Here is a 21,065-nt window from a genome sequence, read left to right on the forward strand (position 1 = left end):
CCTATTTAATTGTTACTGGCAGTGTGCCACTAGCTGACGCTTGCCCTAGTATCACTTTTGCCAGAGCAGTAAAAGCTGGCCCCGCAACACGGTTGCTATTATCTACGTCAATATTATAAGCATAGCTTGCTAGCACGGCATCGCTGTAGGGAGCAAACTGTGTGATCTCATATGGCGCACGTAAGCTAATAAAGAGTGTTTGTTTGTGATGTGCTTTGGCGTATTTTAACAGTGCTTTGAGTGCGCTGGGTTGTTCTTGACGTGAAAGCGCGAATTCTTCCAGCTTATTAACATCTTCCATGCCGCCAATTTCAACGGCACTTTGCTGTGGGCTGGCATGTGACCCTATCACCCAATCGGCTTGCTCAATGGCTGCGTGAGCAATGCTGGGATCAAAGCCTTGCAAACTACTACAGCTAATTTGTAAAGGGGCTTTACTATATAGTTCAAGTGCTTGGCGCATAGCTTCGCATTTACGCTGATCAGGCATAATAATGTGCACTTTACTGTGAGTCTTAACATTAATTGGTAGCAACGCGGCATTTTTTACTTGCGTGATTGCCGCCAGTGCGAGCTCTGCTTCTAATTTTCTATGCGCTGGGTTGCCTAGCGTTGAGTGTGCGATATTAGCTGAAACCTTGGTATTGCTTTTTATAAACTTATCTTTGAGCGCATGAATACGCTGGGCTGATCGCGCGACTTCTTGTTCATCTAACACCCCTTGGCTGACGGCATTAGTGAGTGCTTGTAACAGTTGCTCTAATTTTTTGATGTCGCTAGGTGTGCGCATAGCAATCGGCATAAGCGCAATATCAACGCCTGCTTTGAAAGTTTCGATAACCGCCGCCTCAGCATCAAAAAAATCACTAATACCCGCCATATCGAGCGCATCGGTGATGATCACACCTTGATAGCCCAATTTATCACGTAATAAGTTATGCATAATTTTGCGCGACATAGTGGCAGGTTTAAGCATTTGCTCACCATGTTTATTTTGCACCGTACTACTGTCTAAAGCTGGGTATTGAATATGTGCCGTCATGATCATACCGGGCGAATTAGTGTTTATGACACTTTGAAATGGCGCTAGGTCGTTTTGCCAAATAGTCTGTTCATCATGATCAACACGCGGCAGACCAGTATGGCTGTCCACATGGGTATCGCCATGACCCGGGAAGTGTTTTAAGGCTGAGATCACGTTTTGCTGCTCAAAAGCCTTGACCTGTTCCGCGCCAAGCTCAGCCACAACATCGGGGTTTTCAGAGAATGAACGAACGTTGATCACAGGGTTGTCAGCGTTCATATTCACATCCACTGTGGGTGCAAAGTTTACGTTTATGCCTAAGCTTGCAAGCTCTTTGCCTATTGCACTGGCAACCTTAGTTGCGTAGTGTGTGTTGTGCAGCGGGTAGGTTGCACCTATGCTCATGTTGCCGGTAAATGATGTCGCTTGCGCTCGGTTAATACGTGCTACGCGGCCACCTTCTTGGTCAATGGCTATAAATAGCGGTTGAGGGTGTTTAGCATTTTGTGCGGCGCTTTGTAGTTGATTGTTTAAATTAACTATTTGTGCAATATCTTGAGTGTTTTCAGAAAATAAAATCACGCCACCAATATGATATTTGCTCAATATATCAGCAAGTTCTGGCGGTAGAGTCGTCATTGGTGTTCTGCATGTTTCGCTCTGGCCCTGTTGGCAAAAATAGCGAAAATCAAGCATAAGCTTTTGGCCAAGTTGTACTTCTAGCGGTAAATCTGGCGTGGTACTGGCGAGCGATGGATTGCTGATTGTCATGGCGAAAAAGATACCTAATGGTTTAAAAAGCCTGAAAAGCGTCATAAAGAATAGTTAACCTCAACAGAGATCACAGAGTTATTGTTTTAATTGTCACTAATTTAGCATTAACCCAAGGTGATTGATAATTAAAGACGATAAACAAGCGCATAGTTGCAAACTTTTTTAACTTGTGAGGATGCTGATGGCGTTTAACAACCCTAAGGAGAGCAGCTTGTTTATAAAGAAGCGCTTGGAGCTACTTCGAAAAGACCGCTCAAAAGGCGCTCTGAGTTGGCTTTTTACCGTATTCAATACCAAAATAAAGGTACTGGAATAAAATCAAAAGTAATATGATTTTATCTGTAGAACTATAGGATATACGCCCAGGTAAGGAGAGTGTGTGCATTATGCAATTTTACTGTTTTTTGCACTGTTTTACTTTGTAAGTCACATCGTCAACGCCAAGCAAGCGCACAACGCTACCGTCCAAGTGGTGCGATATAATATTGCCGAACTGAGCAATGATCCAAAACAAAGCTATTATATTGAACTGCTGCGCCTTGCGCTGCAAAAGAGCGTCAAAGAATACGGTGAGTATGAACTCAAAGCTTTGATACTCAATGATGTACCGCAGGGACGAACATTGGACTTACTTGCCAATCAGGACATCATCGACGTGCACTGGAGTGTGACCTCAATTGCACGAGAGCAGTTATTAGGCGTTGTGTACATTCCATTACTCAGAGGCCTGATGGGCGCGCGTTTATTCTTAATCCATAAAGATGATGCCGAAAAGTTTGCTCAAATAAACAATCCACGATGGCTTTTTAATCATTCTGTGGGCAGTGGGGTAGATTGGCCAGATACAAAAATTTATGAAAAAACGGGTTTTACCGTGGCTACAGCAGACAGTACTCACTTACATGAAATGCTTGCGCAGAAGCGATTTGAGCTCTTTCCCAGAGCACTTCATGAGCCGTGGGGTGAAATAGCCCAACATTCTAACTTGATGGTAGAGCCCACTTTAGCCTTATGTTACCCCGCAGCAATGTACTTTTTTGTTCACCCAGACAATCATACTTTGAGAAAACGGCTGACATTTGGCTTGCAGCAAGCCATTGAGGATGGCAGCTTCGAAGCTCTATTTTTTAGCGACTCGATTATTGCCGATGCAATACAACGCAGCAATTTTGCACAGCGCAGAGTCCTAAGCATCCCAAATCCTTTTATGAGCATACGCACGCGAGACACGTTGAAAGTAGAGCAGTACGTATGGCCACCTTTGCAAAACTGTGTGATGCCCAAAATGTAACGTACTCTTGAGCATCTAATATGGGTTACTCGGGCTGCTTGTTGGCGGCAACTTTATTACAAATAATACGCTCAACGCTCCAGTTTCCTGCGCCATGCACTGCGAGCATTAAAAATCCCCCCGCAATGGCAATGTTTTTCATAAACATAATTGCTTGCATTTGATCTTCGAAGTTGGCGTGAAACAACACTGCGCTAAGGATACAAAACCCAGCAAATGCCAGCGCGGTGAGTCTGCTCATAAAGCCCAGAAGAATAAACAACCCGCCAACGGCTTCAAGCAGGATGACCAATGGCAGGAGCTCAGAAGGTACACCCATTGACGTCATATACTGCGCCGTTCCTTCATATTGTTGGATTTTGTTTATTCCCGCTAAAATAAATATGAGTGATAAGCCAATGCGACCGAGCAATGCACTCAGATCGCTAAGCTGCTTATTGTTTGCAAATGGATTAATGAAATTCATGGTTATTCCCCTACTCGTTGTTGTTTAGCTCAGCCCATGCTGATAGCTCAATACAGTGTAGGTGCTTTTTGATGAATTAGAATTATTGGACTGTTACGGTGCTATGCTGCTCGCTACAATGCGTAAAACATGTGACATTTTCGCAATTTCAATCAAGAAAATAATGGATACAAAACGCATACTAGGTGTTTTGCAGATAAGACAAGTAACTCGATGATACAAAAAGATACCCTGGAAGCGCGTATTAAACGTGTGTGCGACTTCATTAGCCACAATCTAGATAAACCGATGGACTTGACCGAACTCAGTGAAGTGGCGGCGTTATCTCGTTTTCATTTTCATCGGGTATTTTTAGCCTACACGGGAGTGAGTGTAACCAAGTTTGTGCAATTGGCTAGATTAAAAAGAGCATCTTTTCAGCTGGCTTTTGAAAGCGATAGCAAAATTATTGATGTTGCGTTAGCTGCACAGTTTGATAGTGCTGAGGCGTTCTCCAGAGCGTTTAAACGTACTTTTTCACAAACGCCAAGTCAGTTTAGGCAAGCGCCTGATTGGCCCAACTGGTATGAGGTGTTGGACTTTACTTTACCCATTCCAAAGGAAGATATACTAGCTGTAGAAATTGTTGAGTTTCCTCAAACTCCTATTGCTTACCTAACTCATTGTGGAGATCCACAAAAAGTGTACACAACTGCTGGGCAATTTGTTGCATGGCGTAAGCAAAGTCGCAGTTCACCAGTGCAAAGTTGTCGTACGTTTGGTATGCCCAATGGAGACCCCAATACCATGGATACAGCTGATTTCAAGCTGAAAATCTGCGGGTCTTTACTCACCCAGTCACATCACGTGGAGCCTAACGCATTTGGGGTGAAGGCTGGGGTGATTCCCGCCATGCGCTGTGCCAAAACAACACATGTTGGTAGTCATGACACATTGGACAGTACCATTTATGCACTCTATCAACAGTGGCTGCCGCAAAGTGGTGAGCAACTTGGTGAACATAATTGCTTCTTTGAATATTTAAATTTAATTCATGAAGTGAATGAATGTGACTTACGCACAGATGTGTTTTTACCCTTGCAATAATCAACAGATTCTTAGCGAAAAATATTGATCACGGCTATACCTTAGATAATGTTAATCACTTTCAGAGGGTTAGTTCATGACAAGCAATCATAGATTGGTACATATGATGTTAGCGCTGATGTCAATGTACTCTGTGAGTGTAAATGCCAAAACGGTGCGCATTGTACTCAATGATTGGGCCAGCCAACACGTTATTTCGCAAATATACGGTGAGCTTGTGGAGAGCGTTGGTTTTAAAAGCAAGTTTGTGTCACTTCCGAGCGATGGCCAATGGTACTATCTAAAATACAACTATGTGGATGTTCAGGTTGAAGTATGGCAAGGCACGATGGAAGACAAGCTCACCCAACTTATTGAATCGCAAAGCCTTCAAGAGGCTGGCACCTATCCATTTACGGCGCGAGAAGAGTGGTGGTATCCAACTTATGTCCAAGCACAGTGTCCCCAATTGCCTGATTGGCAGGCTTTGAACGGTTGCGCAAAATTATTCAGTGAGGGGGATGACCCGCGTGGTGTGTACTACACAGGTCCGTGGGAGCGACATGACTTAGCTCGGATCCGAGCACTGCATTTAAATTATCGTGTAGTTAGTCTCTCAGACGATATGGCACTGGCAGAAAAGTTGAAAAAGGCGTATCAGCAAAAGAAACCCATACTCATATTTAACTGGACACCCAACTGGATTGATACACAATACTCAGGCGAGTTCGTCGAGTTCCCAAGCCATACCCATGAGTGTGAAACGGACCCAGAATGGGGTTTAAACAAACAGTTTTTATATGATTGTGGCAACCCCAAGTCAGGCTGGATCAAAAAAGTGACCACCAAAGAATTCCCTAAGATACTGCCTTGTGCCTTTGATATTCTCAAAAGCATGACATTTAGCAAAGACGAACTGGCCCAGTTCGCGTTGCAAGTAAATGTGCAGGCTCAAACTAGCAAGCAAGTCAGCCAACAGTGGCTGTCACAAAATCAACAACGCTGGCAAAGTTGGCTTAACCACTCCAGTTGCGATGCCTATCGGGATTAGGCATAACTTAAATGTGTGAGCGGCTACATGTACGTTTTACATATTGCTCTATGAAAAGGACTTATTATTGACTACATGTGGCAAACTTAAGGTAGTCTCTAAAAAACTTTTTGATAGATAGCCATTATTGGTAGCTGCTATCTACTCAATATTATATGTTTATCACTATAGCTTTGTTCTTTGATAATTTGAAAATCGTGATTTTTAGCACTAAAGATTAGCACCATTTTGTACCCAAAATTTTCGGTGGATTTTAGATGGCATTTTTTATTTAACAAAAACAAGTATATACTTTTAGAGTGTTCCCCGTGCTCACGGGGCTAAACCGAATACGGTTATGACGAAAACTGGCAATGCACCGTGTTCCCCGTGCTCACGGGGCTAAACCGAAATAGTCGAGGAAATATCAAGACGAGAATTAGTGTTCCCCGTGCTCACGGGGCTAAACCGTAACAAACCAGACCTGATTGAGCCTGCTTTATGTGTTCCCCGTGCTCACGGGGCTAAACCGCTGCCGACATGACGCTAACAGAGTTTATGATGGTGTTCCCCGTGCTCACGGGGCTAAACCGCAATACGATTCAACCGGCACAGGTGAGCGGTCGTGTTCCCCGTGCTCACGGGGCTAAACCGTGGTCGCAAATACTCGCAAGTGACGATCAACGCGTGTTCCCCGTGCTCACGGGGCTAAACCGCATCAACGTCGATAGCTGCAATAAATACGTATGTGTTCCCCGTGCTCACGGGGCTAAACCGGCGGTAGTTTGATGGCTAAAATAAAAGGTGATGTGTTCCCCGTGCTCACGGGGCTAAACCGAACCAACTTAGTGTTACTAATATTAGCTAAAGGTGTTCCCCGTGCTCACGGGGCTAAACCGTACACTTTCTCTATATTCTTTCAGTCTAATCAGTGTTCCCCGTGCTCACGGGGCTAAACCGCACCTCGTTTTGGTAGTGTGTTTAAGTGTGCTGTGTTCCCCGTGCTCACGGGGCTAAACCGGACACTCACTATCTTGTTTCATGCCTTTATGTGTGTTCCCCGTGCTCACGGGGCTAAACCGGTATGCTAGGGTTTGGCTAAATGGGGTTATATGTGTTCCCCGTGCTCACGGGGCTAAACCGCATGCTTAGCAGTTCTGTTGAACAAATCCTTAGTGTTCCCCGTGCTCACGGGGCTAAACCGTTTTCTCGCGCTTTCTTTCTTTGCTCGCCAGTGTGTTCCCCGTGCTCACGGGGCTAAACCGGTCGTTATACACTTCTCCATGACTGCGAATTTGTGTTCCCCGTGCTCACGGGGCTAAACCGTATGATGTAAACATAGATGGTGTTAAATACAAGTGTTCCCCGTGCTCACGGGGCTAAACCGGTTGATACCCTACTTGTGTTTGCATTTTGTGTGTGTTCCCCGTGCTCACGGGGCTAAACCGTTGGTTGTGTTTTGCTGCTTTGAAAACTCGTTGTGTTCCCCGTGCTCACGGGGCTAAACCGGTCTTATCAAATGGCATTTAACCTCTACTGATGTGTTCCCCGTGCTCACGGGGCTAAACCGCTCGTCCTGTTCTAACAGGTTCATCCCCAGAAGTGTTCCCCGTGCTCACGGGGCTAAACCGCCATTTCTCTGCGCTGTTTTTGTCTATGTCAAGTGTTCCCCGTGCTCACGGGGCTAAACCGAGGTAGCAGCATGAGCTTGCCTAGCAGCCTGTGTGTTCCCCGTGCTCACGGGGCTAAACCGGAGTGTTGTAATGGCAGGACAAAGAACGCTTAGTGTTCCCCGTGCTCACGGGGCTAAACCGGTCTTATCAAATGGCATTTAACCTCTACTGATGTGTTCCCCGTGCTCACGGGGCTAAACCGTCCGATGTAGCTCGTGAGCTTGGCGTGACGCAGTGTTCCCCGTGCTCACGGGGCTAAACCGGGTGCGGTGGCTAAATTGGTCACCACGCTGGAGTGTTCCCCGTGCTCACGGGGCTAAACCGATTAACACTATCAGGATCATTTGTCCAATCATGTGTTCCCCGTGCTCACGGGGCTAAACCGTCTAATATTGGAGACTAGTCAAGACAGAAGGTGTGTTCCCCGTGCTCACGGGGCTAAACCGTGTTTTTGTTTTACATGTGTACTTCAGTGATCGTGTTCCCCGTGCTCACGGGGCTAAACCGTGATATTTGTCATGCGGGATTAAATTAGGGGCGTGTTCCCCGTGCTCACGGGGCTAAACCGGGTCCCACAAAATGACTTGGTCGGTCTCTTTGGTGTTCCCCGTGCTCACGGGGCTAAACCGAAAGTGCAATGCAAATCGAGAACCATTTAACTGTGTTCCCCGTGCTCACGGGGCTAAACCGCCGTTAAAGCAGGTGCCAGACATTAGATTTTCCGTGTTCCCCGTGCTCACGGGGCTAAACCGTTTTCTCTGTTTTACCATCTATTAATAAAATCGTGTTCCCCGTGCTCACGGGGCTAAACCGGTAAACATTAATACCAGCAACAGCACAAAAACGTGTTCCCCGTGCTCACGGGGCTAAACCGTATTAGCTATATAGTACATAGGTCCATCAGTAGTGTTCCCCGTGCTCACGGGGCTAAACCGCGTGCTATTTCAAAGGCTTAATCAACATGGGCGTGTTCCCCGTACTCACGGGGCTAAACCGAGAAAAAGACCAAGAAGTCAAAGTTATTCGCCGTGTTCCCCGTACTCACGGGGCTAAACCGTGTACGAGGGTATGACGCTGCATGATCAAGAAGTGTTCCCCGTACTCACGGGGCTAAACCGTTCGTAATAATGTGTAGCCCCTGTCTCATTCGCGTGTTCCCCGTGCTCACGGGGCTAAACCGTACATTTCACCTAAAGGTTTTTTTTGTTTGTGTTCCCCGTACACACGGTGTTAACTGCAATGACTCATAAAATTACCTTGGGAGTTCACATGCCGATTGCTAAAAATGGTGATGGTTTGTCCCAATGTAGCCTACTTACTTGGAGAATCGACGAGCACCGTTAAACATGAGCTGATCGACGGGCAAGTGCTAATCATGAGCGAATTTGTCAAAATATGGCGAGAAAGCTTGGCAATCACCTTGAAGGTTCACCGTATGAACCGTTTGGTTCAGATATGAAAGTGCGTGTATGTGATAACTTTTATTACCCAGATGTACTGGTAGATTGTAATTTTGACCAATCGGAACCCTACGTTACAACGACTCCCGTGATTATTGTTGAAGTGATCTCTCGTTCAACCCGAAAAATGGACGAAAAGGTTAAATTGCTTGAGTACATTAATATATCCACGTTAGAAGAATATATTGTGATTGAACAAGATATCGCAGATGTGACAGTTTACCGAAAGAGCGATGATTGGCGTTCGACACATTACTTTCTTGGTTAAAATCAATTGATTGTACAGTATCCGTGGCTGACATATACCGCCGTGTTCTCAATGAAGATGTTAGATTGTTCTTAGAACAGCAGAAAGCAGGGTCAGAATAGACTACATGCGTAATGTTCAAGCCAACGGCTACTTAATCAATGGGTTTCACCAGAACGTTTCAAACTTCATCACTCCACAAATGATATAAATCAAGAAAACAAAATACACTTATGTTACATTAAATTAACTTACAATGGAGCATAGTATGGCAATCAAGGAAGAAGACTATTTTCGCTACCTCGAAGCACTGCTGTTTTGGGAAGGGCAGATCCAAACTGGGGTGTTTCAGAGCAAATTTGGACTCTCTCGTCCGAGTGCAAGTAAATACCTAAACCGCTTTATTGATGAGCAAGCGTTAGATGTTTATTACAATGAATCTGAAAAAACGCATTGTTTGGCAACCCCCTTTACACCTAAATTGATTTCAGAAAGCTTCACCGAGTACACGCAACGTGTTATTGACGCTCATCTACATAGTTTTGAACGAAGCCCTCTTGCCGTCTTACCCGTTCCACACCGAAAGCTTGAACCCCAGTTATTGAGACCAATTTTAACGGCGTGCCGTAAACAGTCAGCGCTTGATATACGTTACCAATCAATCAAACACAATGGCGAGACCGAGCGTATTATTCGCCCGCATAGTTTGGTCAACACCGGTTTGCGTTATCATTTACGGGCCTACTGTGAGGCTTCAAACTCTTTTCGTGACTTCTCACTATCGCGTATTTTATCCGCAGAGCCAGACTACAGATGCAAAGCGCAGAAAGGCATACAAGAGGACACACTCTGGCAAACCCCAGTTGAGCTGGTCATTATGCCCGATCCGCGTTTATCACTGTACGCGCAGCAAGTGATTGCTCGCGATTTTAATATGCAGAACCAACAAGCAACCATTACCACCAATGCAGCTTTAATCAACTATCTGATCTCCATATTACGCCTTGATTTTCAACACCCTAACCCAGAGGCACAACAAATCGTCATCAGCCCCGAGTGCTATAGGGAGTTAAGTGCAAAAGGACTTTTGTGGAATGAGTGATGAAATTGAAGGGCATAACCTACTAAATTTTTTACTGGTTGTAACCGCAGGATTGTCGGTATTTTATGCAAAGCGTAACCTGAGTGTATTGGAAGCAAGGGAATAACAGCGTGAGTGATTTTAATAGCGAAATTTTTCAGTTTTGGGGTAAAGCAGACGAGCACAGCACATTACCAGCAGTGTGTCATATGCTAGATGTCGCTTTTGTCGCTAAAGCGATTATTCAGAAACTTTCAGAACAAGAACAACATATTTTACTCCAGCCGTTTTTAGCACTTGAAAGCATTGATGAAGATGCCGCTATTGCAATGGTAGTGGTGCTTATTGCACTTCACGATATCGGTAAGCTCACACCGGGGTTTCAGTATAAGCTCAAAGAGCGGGTAGAGACCTTGTTTGATACGTCCAAATTTACGCACGATGAAGATGCAGAGACAAAGCACGGCAACTCAGGCTTTGTGATTTTGCATAACTACTTCTGTGAGCAATATGGCGTAAACAATCATGCAGCACGGGTGATGCTCTGTGCAGTGGCTAGCCATCATGGTGTATTTGTCGCGAATAAAAAAGAATGTGGTTTGTGTGGAGGTGAACAATGGAGTGACATACAAACTCAAGCTATTGAATGGTTGGCGGATTATTTTTCTGTCGATCTCGATTGGTTTAATCAGTCGCAAGCTAAGGCTTTGACTCCTGAATGGCTTTCATATATTGCTGGACTCTGTTCAGTTGCGGACTGGATTGGCTCGGACGCATCCCAATTTAATTATTGTACAGTGAATGAGTACAACGCCGAGCAAAGAATGGATATTGCGCATGCGCTCGTCGGCTTTTTAAATATTAAACAAGTAACGGCTTCAAAAAATAAAGCTGATTTTGCTGAAGTATTAGGTTTTAAACCCAACGCTCTGCAATTAAAAGTGTTGGAGCTTATCAAGCAGAAAGAGTTGCCTTGGATCTCAATTATTGAAAGTGGCATGGGCAGCGGTAAAACAGAAGCAGCGCAGGTTTTAGCGGATCATTTTATTCGACATATGGGCCATTCGGGTTTGTATGTGGCTATGCCATCTCAGGCTACAGCTAATCAGCTTTTCAAACGTACCTTACACTTTTTAAGCAAAAAAGAGCTGGGATATCAGAATATTGAAGCTCATCTAAAACATAGCAATGCTGATTTTGAGCCACAATATGAAGCTTTAAGGCTCAAAAGCATTGATTATCAGCAGCAACATGACGCAACTCACTCGGTTGTTGCAAATCAATGGTTCACTGCAAAAAAGCATGGTTTATTGGCAGGTGTTTGTGTTGGAACAGTCGATCAATTATTGATGGCAGCAATGTTGTACAAACATAACTTTGTACGTTTGTTTGGGCTGGCAAATAAAGTTTTAATTCTAGACGAAGTACACTCGTTGCAAAGCTTTCAGCTTGATTTACTCAAAAATACCTTGCAATGGATGGCGAAGTTACAGGTTAGGGTGATCATACTTTCAGCCACTTTACCCAGAACAATGTTGGTTGAATTAATCCATGCGTATGCAAAAGCCTGTAAACAAGCAATTGAAGTGGAGAATAGCCCTTATCCACGCATTACGACTTTCAGTTCAGGGTCGTTAGCACGCTCTTACACCATTGTTGAAAGGCAGCAGAAAAATGAAGATTTAAGCCGCCCACCTGCTAGCTATCATGTACAGTTGCATGAAACCACGCCGAAACACTGTGTTAGTCGTATGGCTGATGATGTTTTAACAACCGCAAATAAAGCGGGCTGCGGTGTGTTTGTATGTATTTTAAATACGGTTAATAAAGTTCAAGAATTGTCAGAAATAATCACCAAGTATTGTGATGAAAATAAAGCGAGCAACATTGAGCATTTAACCTTTCATGCAAAATACCCATTAGCAACACGATTATCTATAGAAGAATTAATTGAGCATCAAGTAGGTAAACACCCAACCGACCATCAGCGTATTAACCCAAACCGGCCTGTAAAAGATAAGCGTTTGATATTAATAGGCAGTCAGGTTTTGGAACAAAGTTTGGACTATGACGCCTGCGAGATGTTTACTCAAATTGCACCAGTCGACTTACTGTTACAAAGAGTGGGCCGCGTTTGGCGCCATCAAATCAATAATTCTGTTCGCTCTGAATTTGTTAAAGCTCCAAAGTTAAATATCTACTTACCATCGATGGACAAAATCCCACAGGACTATGGTGAATGGTTTGGTCACGGCGAAGTCTTTATCTACCCTTCACATTTGCTGGCTGTCACAACACGTTTGCTTTGGGCTGCGTGTGAAGAAACGGATGAAAGCACTTTTCAAATTGATATCAATCAAGATATGGATGATTGGATCAATAAAGTCTACGCCGATGTAGATCAACAAGTGACTTGGCTTGAGCAAGAATATGACAAAGCATTTGAGTTTCGTTTAGATAAACGAACTCAATATGTTTTGGCTAAAAGGATGATGTTTGATGCGAGCAAAGCAAGCGTTAGAGACCTGTTGAAATACAACAATAGTGAAATTGAAAACGATGAAGTTGTACTAAGTACACGTTTGACCAGTATCAGCGTGCAACTCATTTTTCTAGTTGATAGCGGTGAAAGACAGCTTATTCCTGTTACCGAGTTTTTGCCTTACAAACAAAAAGTACAAACGCTCAAACGTTTAGAAAATGAATGCAAAGAATTGGCAGAAATTGATTGGGGAGCAGAACAACGACTTAAAAAAGGTGATATCGCTCGTTTAAAACAAGCACAAATATCAATGAGCCATAGCAAGTGGGTAACGCATTTTCAAGAACAAGAAGAACACTGGCCGTTTGCTTTTGTCACCAAAGAAGTTTGGCAACGCTCCCCCACATTGTTTAATTGCGTGCCAGTTATTTTAGATCAAGATTTAACTTACTCGAATAGTAAGCTTGGAGAGCTTCGGCTAAATCCTAAGTTAGGGCTTATTGTGGGAAAAGGAAAGTCTTATGAATAGGACTGCTTTAGGTAAGTGGATGCCGGTAGCGTTATGGCTACCGGCTAGCCCCGTGTATACGGGGAACATTTAAATGGATCGTATAAAAACAATCTATTAGTACGGTTTAGCCCCGCACAACGGGGAACACTAATATCTTTGGTACATCCCAGCTTGTGATAGTTAGGACGAAGTGAGACTACATTGAAATACAGAGGAAGTAAAACCGAATGCCTTAATGGCTTTTGATTTTGATAGTGATTTGTATTTTAATTTGCAATTTTATAAAACTATATATTAGTACTTAAAAATTATTGTGATTATTTATTGAGCGTGCTAGTTTTTACCATGTCGATTGAAACATGGGTATTTTTAGCATGGATTGGAAGAGTTTTATTGAAGCGCTTAAGTCGCTAGATAAGCGTACATATAGTTTGTTGGTTTTAATTGTTCTCACGTGTCTCATTTGGAAAGTAGTAGATCTTGTCTCTTTAATGCAGACTTAGGGTAAGAAGCTGTCGACACCAACAATAGGTAGAGTTTTTATGAGAGGTTTAACTGACCTCAATTTTGACAAAGGAATTTGAAGGAATATGAAATACGATTTACTAACAGAAAGTTGGATACCAGCCCTAGATTTACAGGGACATACCAAAGAGTATTCGATCACATCGTTGCTAGATGCGGCGCCAAAACTACAGCGGATAGTACACGAAAAGCCGCTTGTGGTGGCATCGGTGCAACGCTTGTTACTGGCAATATTGTATCGCAGCTACGGTTATCTGGGGCAAGATGACTGGGATGAGGTTTTTGAATCGGGAGAGTTTGGTAAGCCTGTGTCTAACTATCTGAATTCACCCGAATGTGTCGATCGCTTTGATTTATTCTCAGAAGCCTATCCTTTTTTTCAAACAGCCAATTTCACCAAAGAAAAGGGGGTGACAACCTCAGTCAAAAAATTATCTCCAGATTATGCTAGTGGCAATAACAAGAGCTTGTTCAGCCACCTTGTTGATCATTATGAGTTTTCACTATTACCAAAAGAGGCTGCTCTGTATTTGCTTGTTTGCCAGTACTTTAGCTTGGGTGGCGGTGTGAGTGGTAGCTCGGTTCAGTTTGGTAAGCATCCGAACCTAACAAATTCCCCTTTAGTCGGAGGGGCTGTGGTGATGGTTGAAGGTGAAAATCTATTCCAAACCTTGATGCTTAATTTGCATATGCCCAAGGATGAAGAATGGCTTGATCGTAAAGTTGACTTACCTGTTTGGGAGCAAAATGAACCAGAAAAGCCCGAAGCAAGGGAAATGAGAGGGCTGACTGATTACCTCACTTGGCGGGCGCGACATGTTCGCTTGCTCCCAGAAAAAGATGGCACAGTTGCTCGCATGTTTTTTGCTCAAGGGTTGCCGAATCCAAAGGAAATGGAACAAGAACCTTATTTCGCCTACCGTTTGAATAAAGATGACAAGATACTACCGGTTAGATTGAGTTTTGAACGGGCTTGCTGGCGAGATACCGCCAATTTATTGCAATATGCGCGATCAACCAAAGTTGGCATAGAGCCTCAAGATTTAAGACCCGCTGGTATTCAGTTGTTGGCCGCGGAAGATAACGAGCTTATTGATAAGCTAAAACTTAATTGTCAGTTAATTGGTTTAGATAATAATAAAGCGAACCCACTATGTTGGTTTGAAGAACGCTTGCCACTGGCTATTAATTTGATCGAAAAAGACCGAGAGCAAAAGAATAAGTTCAGCGCACACTTACTTAAAGGGTTAGAAACGTCTGAGGTAATTCATAGACAACTTATGAGCGCAGTAAGAACTTTTGCATCTCATTTATTGCCTGATGGTGCCCGAGCACAAGATGTGACGACTAAAGTCGAGTCGATTAACCCCGCACGTTTTTACTGGCCTAAGCTTAACGAACCGTTTGAGCAATTTATTTGGGCATTAAGCCATAACAGCGAGGAAGCCAAATCTAATTGGCGTAAAGTGTGTCAGGAAATCGCCTTTGCGGCATTTGAAGGCGCAACACAAAGCTGGTGCTATGGTGGAGTTAGAGCACAAAAGGGCCTAAGTATCGCAAAGCAACAGTTAGAAGAGTCACTATACGGCAGAACATGGCAACGCCACGTTTACTGGAGCCAAGATACGCAAGAAATCATCAAGCAATTATATCATTGGGGCAGTCCTGAATATCCAAGGCGAGATATTTTAGCGGCACTTAGAAAGTCTTTAGACCTACAAAAAAACTCACAACTTGCCGCAATATCTTATTTGGGACCTTTGTTGGCCAATGAAGATGAACGTTCAGAAGTGCAAGCCTTTGTTGCCGCTTTGTTTGCTAGCCACCCCAAAGTGTATCAACAGTCGCAACATCTTAGTTTTGGTGCTGTTTGGTATCAAGCAGATAAGGACCAACGCCCTGGTATGAGCTTTCGCTTTGAATGCCTGCTAGAAGCCAAAGGTGAGCAGTTAAAGCAAACCCTACGCCAGATGGTACAAATTCTCAAAAGTAAAGATATTGCTGTTGATTACCGCACCCTGATGGAAGATCTCTACCACTGGGACAGCGACGATAAACGCATTCAACTTAAATGGGCCAGAGATTACTGGGCCAAACCAAATCAACCTACTGAGGCAACAGACTCAGCTACCGCGACAAATTAAAAAGGAGTTACCTATGTCTTTTATCGAATTTCACTTATTACAAAATTTTGCACCTAGTAATTTAAACCGTGATGACACCAACACACCTAAATCTTGTGTATTTGGCGGCTCACAAAGGGCTAGGATCTCAAGCCAATGCCAAAAACGTGCGATCCGCACACATGGCGCATTTAATGATGCGGTGCTTGAACATCAAGGAGATAGCGCGGTGCGCACCCGTAAGCTGGCTTTTAAGATTAGAGATTTTTTGGTCGAAAATGGCAAATCTGAAGATGATAGCACCAGAGTATGTGAAAACTTACTAGGTCTTGCTGAGTTGAAGTTGGTTCAAAAAGAAGAGAAACACAAGTTTAAAACCGAGTATTTGCTTTACATAGGGTTGAATGAAGTTGAAGCGCTTAAGCTTATTGCGCTTGAAAATTTTGATGAGCTGAATCTGGAAGAAAAAAAGAAGCTAGATAAAAAACTCGCCAAATTAGTGGGTGAAGTATTCGGTAAGCACGAAAAGGCTTTCGCCGCTGATATTGCGCTGTTCGGCCGTATGGTGGCGGATAACAACAACATTAATGTTGATGCCGCATGCCAAGTTGCCCATGCGATTTCAACCAATATCGTCACTCCTGCAATGGACTTTTTTACTGCGGTGGATGATGAATTACAAGCAGGAGAGCAAGGCTCTGGCATGATGGGCGGTGTGTATTTTAACAGTGCTTGCTATTACCGTTATGCGCAGATCAATATTGATAAACTGGCAGCTAATCTTGGGCAAGATAAAGCGCAGATAATTGGTGCTGTAAAAGGGTTTTTCCGAGCATTGGTTCAAGCTGTGCCTTCGGGTAAACAGAACAGCTTTGCTGCGCAAAACCCGCCAAGTTATGTCAAAGTTAATGTGCGCAAAGACGGGGCACCTTGGTCACTGAGCAATGCCTTTACCCAAGCTGTAGTGATAGACAAGCCAGATGAAGCTGAATTAGAGCATCAATCAGCATACAAGCTGGAAATGTTCGCGAAAAAACTAGCGGCTATGTATGGTGATAACGGCTTTATTTTTGAAGGGCGCAGCACCTACATTGATAATTTGGACGAGTATCAAGATAAAGACAGCGGCACTGTTTCTCAGTTGGAAGCTGCTATGCTCGACGCACTGCAAGGTGCTTTGGAGCGTCAATGAGCACCTTATTGATCCGATTAGCCGGGCCTATGCAGTCTTGGGGGCTAAAAAGCGCCTTTGAGCTGCGTAACACGCAGCTTGATCCAACAAAAAGCGGTGTTATCGGCTTGTTATGTGCCTCATTAGGGCGTGAACGAAATGAATCTCTGGAAGATTTAACTGCGTTGCGTATGGGCGTACGTATCGATAAACCGGGTGATTTAGCCTTTGATTATCAAACGGCACTTAATGTGGCGAAAGCAGATGGTGGTAAGCCCGATACGCAGTTGTCGCATCGCGCTTATTTGGCCGATGCTGCTTTTTGGGTAGGCTTTGAAGGTGATAAAACTTTGCTTGAAAAGCTCTATCACGCCTTGTTGAACCCCGTGTGGCCGCAATTTCTGGGGCGCAAATCGTACTTACCGGGTATTCCTTTGGTTGATCCACACAGTGCCTATGTGGAATTACCATTGGAGCAGGCATTGCAGCAAGCGCCGAGAATGCAAGCTGAGCATGAACAGCTAATGGGTATTCCGGTTAAGTATATTGTCGACAGCGAAGCGAAAGAGGGGACAGAGCAACGCCACGATGTCCCGCTCAGTTTTGAGTTAAATCATCGAGCCTTTACTTTTAGAAGTGTAAAAAGTAGCTGGGGACTGGTGGATACAGAGGAAGTTGTTTATGTCTGATAACACATGGTATGAAAGTCGGTTGTATTTTGACCCAGAACAGGAAGGCGAAGATTTGGGGTTCTTACACCCTGATGATTTGTATAAGCAACACCAGTGGGTGTGGCGTTGCTTTGCAGAAAGTGATCTGACTCAAGCTGATTTTATGTTCCGCGTGGATATGGCCCTACCCGTTCCGACCGTTTTTATTCGTTCTAAACGCCAACTAAAAGAAGCGATCCAAAGCTGGAAAGTCACCACGCAAATAAAAGAAAATCAATTTGAAACACAAGGCTTAGTGCAGTTTTCCCTGCGTGCTAACCCAACGGTGGATATTACGCCTAAGGGAGAAAAAACGCGCCGTCATGATGTTTTAATGCATGCTAAAAAGCAGGCTCAATATGCCAATAGCAATGTGAATGAGGCCGTTGATGTTGCAGCAAAAGCGTGGCTGGACAAAAAGCTGAAAAAAGGTGGGTTGGAGCCTTTGATGCAATGCATTGAGTTCAGTAACTACAAGCAGCACAAGGTGGAAAAAAAAGAGGGAGTAAGGTTGATTCAGTTGAGTACGCTTGACTATTTTGGTGTTGCAAAGGTAGCGGATGAGGAAAAACTGAAGCAAGTTTTGCAAACTGGCATCGGTCGTTCCAAAGCGTTTGGCTGTGGCTTATTACTAATTAAACCATTGTAAATTAAACAATAAGGCGGGGTGACTCGCCTTTTTTGTTCTTAAAAAACAGGAGTGCAAGGAATGGCATTTCTTCCTTTAAAACCGATCCCGATAAAAGATCGTAACTCGATGATTTTTATTGGTATGGGGCGTATTGATGTGCGCGACGGCGCGTTTGTCGTAATTGATGAAGTAAACGGTGAGCGAATGCTTATTCCTGTGGGCTCTGTGGTGTGCATTATGCTGGAACCGGGCACTCGGGTGAGCCATGCGGCGGTAAAGTTGGCGGCAACGACTGGCACTTTGCTGATATGGGTGGGTGAGGCGGGTGTACGCTTGTATTCTGCAGGCCAGCCCGGTGGAGCGCGCTCAGATAAATTACTGTATCAAGCTAAATTAGCACTAGATGAAAACTTGCGTCTTAAAGTGGTGCGTAAAATGTTTGAGCTGCGTTTTGGTGAGCCAGCACCCGAACGACGATCTGTTGATCAGCTGCGCGGTATTGAAGGTACGCGCGTGCGCAAAACTTATGAACTACTGGCTAAACAGTATCAGGTAAGCTGGCAGGGGAGGCGCTACGATCCCAAAGACTGGGCCAAAGGTGATGTGATTAACCAATGCATTAGCGCTGCAACTTCATGCTTGTACGGCGTCACTGAAGCGGCAGTGTTGGCAGCAGGTTATGCCCCCGCCATTGGTTTCTTGCATACTGGCAAGCCGCTGTCATTTGTTTATGATATTGCAGATATTATCAAGTTCGATACCGTGGTGCCTGTGGCATTTAAAATTGCCAAACGTCGTCCGCAGTCACCAGATCGCGAGGTACGTATTGCCTGTCGTGAAGCCTTTCGCAAAGAAAAAGTATTACCACGTCTTATTCCACTTATTGAAGAAGTGCTTGCAGCAGGAGAGATCAAACCGCCAGAACCTTATGAAGATGCGCAGCCACCCGCAATTCCAGAGCCAGAATCCATCGGTGACGAAGGCCATCGTAGTGGAGGCTCGTAATGAGTATGTGTGTGGTGGTAACTGAGGCTGTTCCGCCAAGACTTAGGGGACGGCTTGCTGTTTGGCTGCTCGAAATTAGAGCGGGTGTGTATGTTGGTGATGTCAGTCGCAGAATTAGAGAAATGATCTGGTTTCAAGTTAATGAATTGGCGGAAGATGGTAATGTGGTGATGGCTTGGTCAACCAATACCGAGTCAGGTTTTGATTTTATCACCTATGGTGAAAACGCCAGAATGCCAGTAGATTTCGAAGGATTGAGATTGGTGAAATATACACCTAGAGGTGATGAAAGCATTGAGTCGTGATTAGCTCTGCACAATTGATAATAGCTCTTTAACAATATAAAAGTTGGTATTTTTAAACTTGTAAAAATAGAGAAGTTTGTACCCAAAAATTTTGGTAGATTTTATAGGGTACTTTTTCTTTAATAAAAACAAGTGTATATTTTTAGAGTGTTCCCCGTACCCACGGGGCTAAACCGACTATAGCCAGCGGGCGTAGCAGATAAAAATTGTGTTCCCCGTACCCACGGGGCTAAACCGTGGTTAGACGGCGCTGAGTGTTGTGATTGTCGGTGTTCCCCGTACCCACGGGGCTAAACCGCGAGATAAACGCCTCTTTGCTATTTGGTGTACGTGTTCCCCGTACCCACGGGGCTAAACCGTATTCTCGCCTAGGCTGACTTGCTTCACCTTTGTGTTCCCCGTACCCACGGGGCTAAACCGTATCATATAAAACAGCTGGAATTCCTACCATAGTGTTCCCCGTACCCACGGGGCTAAACCGTTAACGATGTTTGGTATGCCGATGCAGAAATTGTGTTCCCCGTACCCACGGGGCTAAACCGTGCTGCTTCGATTTGCGCCGCTGTATATTCACCGTGTTCCCCGTACCCACGGGGCTAAACCGCAATGACTAGCCAGCACAATAATGTCGTGCATGTGTTCCCCGTACCCACGGGGCTAAACCGGCGGTCAATCCGCTATGGTGGCGCTTGCCCAAGTGTTCCCCGTACCCACGGGGCTAAACCGTTAACTCGCTTGAATCGCAACTAACCGCTAATGTGTTCCCCGTACCCACGGGGCTAAACCGAGCTTAACGAAGTAGCTGAGCAAGTTGCAGCGGTGTTCCCCGTACCCACGGGGCTAAACCGCGATAATGACTCTTGGCAAGAATGGAATTATTGTGTTCCCCGTACCCACGGGGCTAAACCGATTATTACAGCTAACGGCTCATCCGCTATTAAGTGTTCCCCGTACCCACGGGGCTAAACCGCAAAGACAGCACAAGTCAGGAGGGCAGGAATAGTGTTCCCCGTACCCACGGGGCTAAACCGGCAATTACTGTTAATGCCTCTATCAGTGTAAAGTGTTCCCCGTACCCACGGGGCTAAACCGTACCCTGCTATTATGTTAGATAGTTATTGTAAGTGTTCCCCGTACCCACGGGGCTAAACCGTGATATACAAGCAATTAATTGCCGAACGGGAAGTGTTCCCCGTACCCACGGGGCTAAACCGTAACAGATCTTTGTCCTGTAGTTGCTCTAATGGTGTTCCCCGTACCCACGGGGCTAAACCGCATAGACTGTTTACCTGTCAACACCTATTTTAGTGTTCCCCGTACCCACGGGGCTAAACCGTAATAGATCTTTGTCCTGTAGTTGCTCTAATGGTGTTCCCCGTACCCACGGGGCTAAACCGCCAACAAATAACAGATAGTCTAAGTGTGACGTGTGTTCCCCGTACCCACGGGGCTAAACCGGGATCGTAACATTTGATATCTACATATGTAAAA

The 21,065-nt window shown here is 44.6% G+C and carries 14 protein-coding genes and 2 CRISPR repeat arrays; of the genes, 12 read left to right on the forward strand and 2 right to left on the reverse strand.

All coding sequences use genetic code 11. From position 1 onward, the window contains the following. Position 1: 1 nt before the first annotated feature. Positions 2-1,795: a glycoside hydrolase family 3 protein gene (locus L1070_RS03140; RefSeq protein ID WP_237124446.1), complete on the reverse strand. Its 1,794-nt coding sequence runs from the start codon at positions 1,793-1,795 to the stop codon at positions 2-4. Between the two features lie 382 nt (positions 1,796-2,177). Here L1070_RS03140 and L1070_RS03145 point away from each other — a divergent pair, with 382 nt between their 5' ends. Further along, positions 2,178-3,089, forward strand: a complete 912-nt coding sequence (locus L1070_RS03145) for a hypothetical protein (protein ID WP_083330531.1) — start codon at positions 2,178-2,180, stop codon at positions 3,087-3,089. 25 nt (positions 3,090-3,114) lie between these two features. Here L1070_RS03145 and L1070_RS03150 read toward each other — a convergent pair whose 3' ends face one another. Next, positions 3,115-3,555: a DoxX family protein gene (locus tag L1070_RS03150; RefSeq protein ID WP_237124447.1), complete on the reverse strand. Its 441-nt coding sequence runs from the start codon at positions 3,553-3,555 to the stop codon at positions 3,115-3,117. A 213-nt stretch (positions 3,556-3,768) separates the two neighbouring features. On the opposite strand from L1070_RS03150, the gene L1070_RS03155 reads away from it, so the two are divergent. From L1070_RS03155 to cas2e, 11 genes are all read left to right on the forward strand, one after another. Further along, complete coding sequence (locus L1070_RS03155; protein WP_237124448.1) at positions 3,769-4,641, forward strand: GyrI-like domain-containing protein; 873 nt, start codon at positions 3,769-3,771, stop codon at positions 4,639-4,641. Positions 4,642-4,717: 76 nt separating this feature from the next. Then, positions 4,718-5,671, forward strand: a complete 954-nt coding sequence (locus L1070_RS03160) for an ABC transporter substrate-binding protein (protein ID WP_237124449.1) — start codon at positions 4,718-4,720, stop codon at positions 5,669-5,671. Between the two features lie 299 nt (positions 5,672-5,970). Further along, positions 5,971-8,561: direct repeats of the CRISPR family, unit length 29 nt; unit sequence GTGTTCCCCGTGCTCACGGGGCTAAACCG. A gap of 157 nt (positions 8,562-8,718) precedes the next feature. Further along, the gene (locus L1070_RS03165; RefSeq protein ID WP_237124450.1) at positions 8,719-9,051 is read left to right on the forward strand and encodes a Uma2 family endonuclease; all 333 of its coding nucleotides are present in this window, start codon (positions 8,719-8,721) and stop codon (positions 9,049-9,051) included. 247 nt (positions 9,052-9,298) lie between these two features. Next, the gene (locus tag L1070_RS03170; RefSeq protein ID WP_237124451.1) at positions 9,299-10,132 is read left to right on the forward strand and encodes a WYL domain-containing protein; all 834 of its coding nucleotides are present in this window, start codon (positions 9,299-9,301) and stop codon (positions 10,130-10,132) included. Between the two features lie 110 nt (positions 10,133-10,242). Continuing rightward, positions 10,243-13,122 (forward strand): CRISPR-associated helicase Cas3', encoded by a 2,880-nt coding sequence (cas3, locus tag L1070_RS03175; protein ID WP_237124452.1) that lies wholly within the window; start codon positions 10,243-10,245, stop codon positions 13,120-13,122. 572 nt (positions 13,123-13,694) lie between these two features. Then, positions 13,695-15,773 carry a type I-E CRISPR-associated protein Cse1/CasA gene (gene casA, locus L1070_RS03180; RefSeq protein ID WP_237124453.1) on the forward strand — a complete coding sequence of 693 codons (2,079 nt, stop codon included), beginning with the start codon at positions 13,695-13,697 and terminating at the stop codon, positions 15,771-15,773. A gap of 13 nt (positions 15,774-15,786) precedes the next feature. Continuing rightward, positions 15,787-16,944, forward strand: a complete 1,158-nt coding sequence (gene cas7e / locus L1070_RS03185; RefSeq protein WP_237124454.1) for a type I-E CRISPR-associated protein Cas7/Cse4/CasC — start codon at positions 15,787-15,789, stop codon at positions 16,942-16,944. Beyond that, positions 16,941-17,612, forward strand: coding sequence for a type I-E CRISPR-associated protein Cas5/CasD (gene cas5e, locus L1070_RS03190; RefSeq protein ID WP_237124457.1), 672 nt, complete (start codon positions 16,941-16,943; stop codon positions 17,610-17,612). Before cas7e ends, cas5e begins: the two co-directional genes overlap by 4 nt. After that, positions 17,605-18,282: a type I-E CRISPR-associated protein Cas6/Cse3/CasE gene (gene cas6e, locus L1070_RS03195; protein WP_237124459.1), complete on the forward strand. Its 678-nt coding sequence runs from the start codon at positions 17,605-17,607 to the stop codon at positions 18,280-18,282. Before cas5e ends, cas6e begins: the two co-directional genes overlap by 8 nt. 60 nt (positions 18,283-18,342) lie before the next feature. Then, positions 18,343-19,269, forward strand: coding sequence for a type I-E CRISPR-associated endonuclease Cas1e (gene cas1e / locus L1070_RS03200; protein WP_237124461.1), 927 nt, complete (start codon positions 18,343-18,345; stop codon positions 19,267-19,269). Further along, positions 19,269-19,574: a type I-E CRISPR-associated endoribonuclease Cas2e gene (gene cas2e / locus L1070_RS03205; RefSeq protein ID WP_070985955.1), complete on the forward strand. Its 306-nt coding sequence runs from the start codon at positions 19,269-19,271 to the stop codon at positions 19,572-19,574. The genes cas1e and cas2e overlap by 1 nt, the downstream gene beginning before the upstream one ends. Positions 19,575-19,721: 147 nt before the next feature. Then, a CRISPR array of direct repeats spans positions 19,722-21,032; the repeat unit is 29 nt; unit sequence GTGTTCCCCGTACCCACGGGGCTAAACCG. The last annotated feature ends 33 nt before the right edge of the window (positions 21,033-21,065 follow it).

Source organism: Pseudoalteromonas sp. MMG022 (assembly GCF_021654245.1).
Lineage (GTDB): Bacteria > Pseudomonadota > Gammaproteobacteria > Enterobacterales > Alteromonadaceae > Pseudoalteromonas > Pseudoalteromonas amylolytica.